7 protein-coding genes are annotated in these 6,850 nt (G+C 48.3%); 6 read left to right on the top strand and 1 reads right to left on the bottom strand.

Translation table 11 applies throughout. The features are described from left to right. Positions 1–310: 310 nt before the first annotated feature. From rpmI to ACUVJL_RS20975, 6 genes are all read left to right on the top strand, one after another. Positions 311–508: a 50S ribosomal protein L35 gene (gene rpmI / locus ACUVJL_RS21000; protein ID WP_006634164.1), complete on the top strand. Its 198-nt coding sequence runs from the start codon at positions 311–313 to the stop codon at positions 506–508. 19 nt (positions 509–527) lie between these two features. Beyond that, positions 528–884: a 50S ribosomal protein L20 gene (rplT, locus tag ACUVJL_RS20995; protein ID WP_333109051.1), complete on the top strand. Its 357-nt coding sequence runs from the start codon at positions 528–530 to the stop codon at positions 882–884. A 272-nt stretch (positions 885–1,156) separates the two neighbouring features. Next, positions 1,157–1,687 carry a tetratricopeptide repeat protein gene (locus tag ACUVJL_RS20990; protein ID WP_332953103.1) on the top strand — a complete coding sequence of 177 codons (531 nt, stop codon included), beginning with the start codon at positions 1,157–1,159 and terminating at the stop codon, positions 1,685–1,687. A gap of 339 nt (positions 1,688–2,026) precedes the next feature. Continuing rightward, a complete protein-coding gene (locus tag ACUVJL_RS20985; protein WP_445247606.1) occupies positions 2,027–2,404 on the top strand; it encodes a response regulator in 378 nt (125 codons plus the stop codon). Further along, positions 2,401–3,009 (top strand): chemotaxis protein CheC, encoded by a 609-nt coding sequence (locus ACUVJL_RS20980; RefSeq protein ID WP_445247605.1) that lies wholly within the window; start codon positions 2,401–2,403, stop codon positions 3,007–3,009. The genes ACUVJL_RS20985 and ACUVJL_RS20980 overlap by 4 nt, the downstream gene beginning before the upstream one ends. Next, a complete protein-coding gene (locus ACUVJL_RS20975; protein WP_445247604.1) occupies positions 3,006–5,201 on the top strand; it encodes a sensor domain-containing diguanylate cyclase in 2,196 nt (731 codons plus the stop codon). Before ACUVJL_RS20980 ends, ACUVJL_RS20975 begins: the two co-directional genes overlap by 4 nt. 619 nt (positions 5,202–5,820) lie before the next feature. Here ACUVJL_RS20975 and ACUVJL_RS20970 read toward each other — a convergent pair. Beyond that, positions 5,821–6,624 carry a phytanoyl-CoA dioxygenase family protein gene (locus ACUVJL_RS20970; protein WP_445247603.1) on the bottom strand — a complete coding sequence of 268 codons (804 nt, stop codon included), beginning with the start codon at positions 6,622–6,624 and terminating at the stop codon, positions 5,821–5,823. Positions 6,625–6,850: the final 226 nt, after the last annotated feature.

Raw genomic sequence — 6,850 nt, 5'->3', positions numbered from 1 at the left:
CAAAAATAAGGTGTAGAGGTCTAGATTGCATTGTGCTGTCGATGGTTTAGTAATTTCTCTGATTGTCCGATACCTAGAAAGTAAACGACCCATCTTTATCAATGCACTATTTTGTTATTCTGTCAATGCGTAAGTCCTAGTTAAATAGAAAAAATCGTCAAATTCTCTCCGCATCGAACCCTCTCCCCAACTCCCAACCCCCAAATCTCCCCATCGGACTCTCTCTCCAACTCCCAAGCCGCAAATCGACCTTGCAGAAAGTAGCAAAAACGTGATACGGTAGAACCTTGTGTCCAAATAACACCAGTCCATGCCAAAACTCAAAACTCGCAAAGCAGCCGCAAAGCGCTTTAGAGCGACCGGCAGCGGTAAAATTGTGCGCCGTAAAGCTTACAAAAGCCACTTGCTACAGCACAAAAGTTCAGCTCGCAAAAGCCGTCTATCTAAGCTGGTCGTCATCGACGAGACCAACGATGCTAACGTGCGGTTAATGCTTCCATACTTGTAAAGTTTAACGGAAATTAAAGATGACACGGGTAAAACGCGGTAATGTCGCCAGAGCGCGCCGCAAAAAAATTCTCAAATTAGCCAAGGGTTTCCGAGGCGCACAGTCGAAACAGTTCCGCACAGCTAACCAACGGGTGATGCAGGCCCTGCGTAACGGTTATCGCGATCGCAAAAAACGCAAACGCGATTTCCGCCGACTGTGGATTGCTCGGATCAATGCCGCATCGCGCCAACACGGCACGAGCTACAGCAGACTGATCGGCAACATGAAGAAAGCCAACATCGAAATCAACCGCAAAATGCTGGCACAAATGGCGATCATTGACCCCGCAACATTCGGTAAAGTTGTGGAAATGGCCAATCGAGCCGGAGTGTGAAAGTTCGCTGCATTTTCAGAATGCAGAAAGCAGAAGTAAGAAAGATTTAACTGTCTGCCAGAGAAGGAAAACTCCTGATAAATCTAGGAGGTTGAGACAAACTTTCCTTCTTTGTTCTTACTTCTGAATTCTTGCTTTTTCAGAAATCGCGATCGGGCCGGTCGATCGCTCTTTCCTTGTTTTTTATACAGTTGCAGAGGCAAATCTCAGAGATTGCTAGCGCATTAAAATAAATAAAACCTTCCCCAGATCTACCTAATTTTAAGAAAAACATGGATAGTAATTTGCTTATTGTTTACCTGTCAGTCCTGCTCGCTATACTCGGCAGCACTTCCTGGTTTGTGGTGCGCCAGATTCTCAAAACTCGGAAGCTGGAAATGTCTCTCGAACGCTTAGAAAATAAGCTGACTATAGAAAAAGGAACAGCACAGGAATACTACGAATTAGGAAGTATCTATCTAGATAAGAAGCTTTACTCCCAGGCGATCGTACTGTTTCAAAAAGCCCTGAAAGCCAAAGACTTAGAAGGCGAAGAAAATCAAGCCGTTATTTACAACGCCCTCGGTTTTGCACACTTCGGGCAAGAACAGTACGACATCGCGATCCGCCAGTACAAAGAAGCCCTGAAGTTGCAGCCAGAATACGTTACGTGTCTCAACAATCTGGGTCACGCCTACGAGCGTAAGAAATTAACAGCTCAAGCCTTGGAAATGTACGAACAAGCTCTCGCCTGCGATCCAGACAATGCCACTGCCAAACAGCGAGTAGAGTCGCTCCGGAAGCGTTTGGTAATCTATAATTAAGCGCCCATGTTAGGAGCAATAAGCTGTTCGGGATTTAAATTGTATGTCAAAAAACAATAAAACTCTTGTGGCGTGGGCGTCCCGCCCGCGGAGAATATGCAATTTAAATGCGCGACAGCTTACAGATCCCCGCAAACCTGGTTTCATTCAGAAACCGGGTTTTTTCTTCCCATAGTCCAAGATACTAAACTATCCAACACATTAATGCGTTAGTTTTTAAGAACAGGAATTCCGAGTCAATCTCGATCACACACCGTCCCAGCACTTTAAATTACAGTCAAGATAAAAGTAGTACCTGCAACGCCGGTCAGTCCTAAACAATAGAAGGAGGAGAACGTAGTGACATCAATTCTCGTTGTCGAAGATTCGTGGTTGACTCGCAAAGTAATCTGCAAAATGCTGCGAGCTGAAGGATACGAAACTTTGGAAGCATCCAGCGGGCCACAAGCTCTAGAACTGCTCGGCACAAAAGCCCCAAATTGTATGCTCTTAGATCTGCTGATGCCGGAAATGGAAGGTCGGGAAGTCCTGCAAACCATGCGCGATAGAGGATATAAAATTCCAGTCATCGTAATTACCGCAGACATCCAAGCAACTACCAACTCCGAGTGCATGGAACTCGGAGCCCTGGCAGTCATTCACAAAATGCCGAACTCAGACGAACTGATCGAGTGGATCAAAAAAGCTCTCAGTGCCAGCCAGGAGAGCACCCAATGAAATTAAGCGCTCGACAGCTCGATGCTTTGCAGGAACTCGTCAACATCGGTATAGGTCAAGCAGCAGGGATTTTGAACGACATGATCGACTCCCCGATTCGCTTACAAATTCCCTACGTTCAAATCCTGACTCCTCACGACGTGAAAGAAGTTTTAGAGGAGCACCTCAACGGCGAGCAAATCGCCGCCGTCCAGCTAAAATTCACAGGATCCTTTGGAGGCCTTGCCCAGCTAGTCTTTCCCACCGACAGCGCGGCTATGCTCGTGACAATGCTCACAGGGGAAGAAGCTGGAACTCACGATCTCGATTCTGTCAAAATTGGTACGCTCAGTGAAGTGGGAAATATTGTAATTAATGGGGTCATGGGTGCAATCAGCAACTTACTTCAGCAGCGCCTGAACTACTCAATTCCCAATTACACGGAAGGAACGATTGCTACTTTGCTGACATCTGGCGGTTTAGGTACTGATACAGTTGTTTTATTAGCCCAGACGACTTTCATTATTGAAAGGCTTCAGATTGAAGGAGATATCATCCTCATTTTCAATGTCAGTTCCTTTGATACCTTGTTGGCTGCTATCAATCAACTTGTCGGGGGTCTATGATCGAGGAAAAGAAAACAATTGAGGAAAAGTTTGGAGTTCTTGACAGCGTACCTGTCGGCGCTTGCCTGCTGCGAGATGATTTTGTGGTGCTGTTTTGGAATACCTGTCTCGAAGACTGGACGAAAATTCCCCGCGACGAAATTTTGGGAACAAAGATCACAACTTATTTTCCTCACCTGAGCCAGCTAAAGTACGCAAATCGCTTCCAGCAAATCTTTGCAGGAGGCCCGCCAACAATTTTTTCTTCTCAAATTCACAAACACCTGATTCCGGCAACTTGGCAAGACAGCCTGCAGCGCATTCAGCAAACTACTGTGACTGCTGTTCCTGCACTCTCACCGGGCTGTGCTCAACAGGATATTCCTGACTTGGTTCGATCGACTCTTGAGTGGGAACCAGAAGGTATGCTGCCAGAACCAGAAGCTGTTGATGACGCATCCCCCTCAAACTTGAGGACTTCAGCTTCGCCTTACGGTTTTGTGCCATCAAACTGCCAATCGTTTTACGCCCTGTTGGTGATTCAAGACGTGACCGACCTCACCCACCGCATCCAAGCTTACCGCACAATGCGGGATCAAGCTTTGGAAGAAGTGCAAGTGCGTCAGCGGGTGGAGGAAGAATTGCGATCGAGCCAGCATTTCATCCAGCAGATTGCTGACGCGGCGCCTTATTTGCTCTACATCTACGATTTGACCGAACAGCGGAACGTCTACGTCAACGGTCAAGCTTCTAATTTGCTGGGCTACACTCCCCAAGAAATTTTACAGATGCAAACTGCTTTGTACTCCAGTTTGGTGTACCCAGAAGATTTGCCCAGGCTCAAAGCCCACCAGCAAAAATTTCCCTCGGCCCAAGACGGGCATATTTTGGAGTTGGACTATCGGCTCAAACATCGATCGGGCGAATGGCGCTGGTTCCGCGGCCGCGATCAAGTGTTCGCCCGCACAGCCGACGGCTGGCCCAAACAAATTTTCGGCACCGCTCAAGATATCACCGAGTACAAGCGGGCAGAAGAGGCGCTGCGGCAGCAGAACGAACGAGAACTGCTGATGGCCACGATTACTCAGCACATCCGCCAGTCTCTTGATTTGGGCGAAGTGCTCAGGACGACAGTGACAGAAGTGCGCCACTTCCTTCAGGCCGATCGAGTGATGATCGTCCGCTTCAACCCCTGTACCGGCACTTTCTGCCTCTCCCCGGCGACGGGGGCGGTAACAGTGGAATCTGTAGCTCCCAACTGCAAGCCGATGTTGGGGGAAACCCTGGAAAATTTCTGTTTTGACCAATTCTATCACGAAGCGTACCAACATCGGGCGATACGACCCATCGCCGATGTCTTGGCCGCGGATTTGCCACAATATCAAATTGACTTGCTCGCACAATTCGCCGTGAGAGCTTATTTGGTAGTGCCTTTAGTGCAAGGAGACGAGTTGTGGGGGCTGCTGATGGCCCACCAGTGCAGTCCCCGGCAGTGGATGCAGTTGGAAGTAGAGTTGCTGTCTTCTCTGGCCACCCAGTTGGCGATCGCCATCAAGCAAGCAGAACTCTACCAGCAGTTGCAAGCGGCCAACCTCAAGTTAGAGCGCTTGGCCAGTTTAGATGAACTCACGCAGCTAGCAAACCGCCGCCGATTCGATCAGTATTTAGAAATGGAGTGGCGCAGACAAGCGCGGGAACAAACGCCTCTGTCCCTGATTCTCTGCGATATTGATTCTTTTAAAAGTTACAACGATACCTACGGACACCCAGGGGGAGACGAATGTTTGCGGCAAGTCGCCGGGGCGATCGGCAGTGCAGTCAATCGCCCCGCCGATTTAGTAGCTCGCTACGGAGGCGAAGAATTTGCCGTTATTTTGCCAAATACCGCGATTCAAGGCGCTGTGAAGGTAGCCGAACACATACAGCTCAAAATCTCCGCTTTGCAGCTTCCTCACGTTGGTTCTCAAGTGAGCTGCTACGTCACTCTCAGTCTGGGCGTAGCGAGTATTGTTCCTGCATCTGAATCGGGACCCGAAATTCTGATTGCCGCAGCCGACCAAGCGCTGTATCAAGCTAAACGACTTGGGCGCGATCGTATCCAACTCTACCAGCCCGACCCTGCTGCTGGCAAGCCGAACGGGACAGCCGCTTCGATGCTTCCTGTAGATTTTTCTATACCCAATACTAATTTGCCCTCTCCCACAAGCGCTTGAGGAATTGCAATATTTGTGCATTCCGAGTAGTTATACCAGCCCGCAAAAAGAATGCCACTGTAGCCCCGTGCTCCAAACCCCGATCTAGGGTTTCTCAGATAGATGAGGTACCATAACAGCAGTGTGCAAAACAGTTCCAAATATCTTGTTATATCAAATCCCTTAGCATCGGAATTATTCATCTCTCTGTTCTCGAACTCTGCGTTAAGAGCGTACTCTGCGGTTTAATCATTCCAATGCAACCGGAATTGATATTAGAAACTTGACTGAATGCAAACTCTCTCGCCTTTCCTAATTCTTGATAATTTGGCGTTTTGATAGAACCAAGAATATTTTTAAATTTTGAAAATTTTGATGAATTAGAAGAGGTTTTATTTGATCGCTGCAAACAATTACTCCAACAGCAAGATTTAATTCGGGGTTTAACAAACTTTCACGGGTGGCCTCAAGTTCCAGTTGCGGCTTAATTATGGGTAAGTAGCCGGACATGATATGAGTTAACGGCTTGTGTTCAAGACCAATTACCAATTCGAGATTTTTGCAAGCGGTTGAATATCAAAAAAAAGCAAAAGCGATCGCCCTTTTTATGTCACAGAGCGAACGCCTATCACATTATTTTTTAGTAAGCAAACGCTTGATAAACCTCAACTTCCGGCTTCTCTTCCAGGGATTCCACAATTGGATTAAAGCGCAATAAATGGCGGGCGCGTTCCGAAAGAGTATCGAAGGAAGCACGGGGAATGTGAATGCAAACCTCCGGGCGATATAACCAGCGCCGGCTGTAGCCAATCACCACCATAGGGCGCGGTATTTCCGTGCGGTTAGGAGTGCCTCGGTGAAGCCCCCGCACATCGCGGATCATCACATCTCCCACTTGCATCAAAACCGGCTCTAACTTGATCTCACCCGACTCCATCCGCTGCAACCCTTCCCCCTTCGAGATCATGTGCGTGCCCCGCACCACCTCAAACGGGCCATTTTCCAGCGTCATATCGACGAGTGGGAAGTTAACCGCTAGTTGGAATGGCGGCGTTTCTATCCCAGTTTCCGGGAAAAGTGGCGGCGCATCCCGGTGCACCTCTTGATAGTCAGAACCCAGCAACGGCGTGTCTGTCGCCAACTGGCACATCACCGCATCTTCGCCCACCAAACGCTCAACCAGTGCTAGCACATCCTCATCTTCATAAATACTGGGATCCGCAAAGGGAGCGTTGAAAGGAAGGGTAACATAATAACGAGCTGGGCCGCGATTGCGAAGTTTACCTTCGCGCTCGATATGATCGTGTAGCAAGGGCGCAAAAGTTTCGCGCCAAACCTTCAGTGTTGCGGTGGAAAAGTGATCGCGCAACACACAATAGCCATCGTTCAATACCGCTTGGGCGAACGATTCAATTTGTTGTTGATTATACCGTTGTTGCTTCATATTTCAATTTTTAGCATTTCATTCGCCTTTTGTGGTGGCGTAGAAAGCTAAAATTGCTGATTTTATTGACACTCCCCGCGCTAATGCGACGGGGATTCTTAAGACTTTCGGGCCTTAATATCCCTATTGCCAGGGTTTCCGGGCGCAATCCTTTTGCCAAAAATGGCGGTCTGCTATCCTAGTCTTACAACTAGCTCCTCGGTCGTGACTTTCCTCCAGTCCGGGG

Source organism: Microcoleus sp. OTE_8_concoct_300 (assembly GCF_031383065.1).
GTDB lineage: Bacteria > Cyanobacteriota > Cyanobacteriia > Cyanobacteriales > Microcoleaceae > Microcoleus.
The sequence above is the reverse complement of the archived record's forward strand: the minus strand, read 5'-3'. Positions and strand labels throughout refer to the sequence as shown.